Raw genomic sequence first — 1,919 nt, forward strand, 5'->3', positions numbered from 1 at the left:
GACGAGGGGCGCGGCTGGCTGGAAACGGCCGCGACGGCGAACGGCAAGGCCGACGCGCCGGCCGCCCGGCGGGCGCAGCTCGCGCTCGGCAAGGCGTTGCTGCTCGGCAGCAGCGACATGCCGAAGGACTATGCACGCGCCCGCACGCTGCTCGGCGAAGCGGCCGCGCAGGGCGACCCGGCCGCCGCGTATTACCTCGGGCTGATCTATCGCAGCGGCTACGGGATCGCCGCCGATCCCGTGCAGGCCGCGCACTGGTTCGAGGTCGCGTCGCGCGCGGACATCCCGGCCGCAGACTTCATGCTCGCGAACGCGTACCGCGACGGCAGCGGCGTGCCGCGCGACGACGCACGCGCGCTCGCGCTGTATCGCCGGGCCGCCGAGCACGAGTTGCCGGAGGCCGTGCAGACGCTCGCGATGGCCTACCGCAACGGCGAGCTCGGGCTCAAGCCCGACGCGGACGAATTCCACGCGCAGTGGATCGAGACCGCGCATGCGCTGAAGCATCCGGTCGTCGCGCCGTAACGCGAACCCGCATCGCACCGGCTGCCTGACGGGCAAGCCCCGACGCTCCGCGCATCGATCATCCGGCAACGGAATCGATCGCGGCGCGCGGGTGCGCGCCTGTTGCATTGCCGCCACCCGGCCGCTCCCCGTCGATCGGCCGGCGTGCGGCGATGCATTAACATGCAGCCTCACAATAAAACCTGAGAGAACTGCATTCATGTCCCTTCGCCTGTCCGGGCGTCGCGCCGCTGCCGTCGGCGCCGCCGCCATTGCCATTGCCCTCTCCGCCGCGCCGCTCGCTGCATTCGCCGCGCCGCCCGCCCAACCCGACATCTTCAACGCCGCGATCTGCAATCCGCCGTTCACGTCGGACCTGATGGACTCGATCTACAACACCGTCAAGGCCACCGATCCGAAGCCGGACGAATCGATGCTGGGCGCCGCGGTCTTCCGCCTGCCGGAGCCGATCCACCGGGACGGCTTCACGACGCAGCACGTCGTGTTCACCAGCACCGGGATCGGCGTGCTCGTGGACGGCGAAGTCGCCGGCCAGCTCGCGCAACGCTACAAGCTCGCGCCTGAAAAGGGGCATCTGCTGGGCGCGTCGTCGGCAGGCTATTCGCGCCGCCTGACGGTGCGCGGCCCGGGCGGCGCGCTGATCCTCGTGTCGGCCCGCCAGGGCCCGGCGCTGAAGGGCAAGACGCTGCTCGCGTGCGAAATGACGTCCGAAGAAGACATCAAGGCGCTGGAGCAGATGGAAAAGCATTGAGTCGTGCGGCGGCACGCCGGCGCCGCGCGCATGCGGGCGGCCGTGCGCAGCCTTGGTGGTAGATGCTGGTCGGTCACCGCCGATTGGTCACTGCCGATTGGTCACTGCCGGTTCGTCGCTACCGGTCGGTCGCTGCCGATTGGTCGCTGCCGGTTGGTCGCTGCCGGTTGGTCATTGCCGATCGGTCGCCGCCGGCCAGTCGCCGCCGGTCGATCGCTGCCGGTCGACCACTGCCGGTCGATCACTGCCGGTCGATCGCTGCCGGTCGATCACTGCCAATCGATCGCTGCCGATCGATCACTGCCGATCGATCACTGCCAATCGATCACTGCCAATCGATCACTGCCGGTCGATCACTGCCGGTCGATCACTGCCGGTGGCGCGCGCCGCTCGACGCGCGCCACCACCCCCTGTCGCTACAATAGGCGCCATGAACGCCCCCACCTCCTCCGACACGCCCGATTCCGGCGACGCGCACATCGCGCGCAACCGGCTCGAGGCGCACCTGGACGCCGCGCCGCGTGCGTGGCCGCTCGACATCGTCGCCGCCACCGGCTCGACCAACGCCGACGTCGCCACCCGGCTCAAGGCGCTGCCGCGCCACGCGAACGCGCTGCCCGCGCCGCTCGTGCGCGTGGCGTTC

At 70.6% G+C, this 1,919-nt stretch carries 2 protein-coding genes and 1 pseudogene; all 3 read left to right on the forward strand.

Going from position 1 to position 1,919, the window contains the following annotated elements:
• The coding region (locus tag DPV74_RS41120) for a tetratricopeptide repeat protein (protein WP_162923329.1) at window positions 1-525 on the forward strand (525 nt) is incomplete at its 5' end.
• Window positions 526-724: 199 nt separating this feature from the next.
• The gene (locus DPV74_RS41125) at window positions 725-1,276 is read left to right on the forward strand and encodes a hypothetical protein (protein ID WP_048023872.1); all 552 of its coding nucleotides are present in this window, start codon (window positions 725-727) and stop codon (window positions 1,274-1,276) included.
• A gap of 430 nt (window positions 1,277-1,706) precedes the next feature.
• Window positions 1,707-1,919 (forward strand): annotated as a pseudogene (locus DPV74_RS41130) (biotin--[acetyl-CoA-carboxylase] ligase); the annotation flags it as partial.

It is taken from the genome of Burkholderia sp. HAN2018 (genome assembly GCF_024704855.1).
GTDB classification, from domain to species: domain Bacteria; phylum Pseudomonadota; class Gammaproteobacteria; order Burkholderiales; family Burkholderiaceae; genus Burkholderia; species Burkholderia cepacia.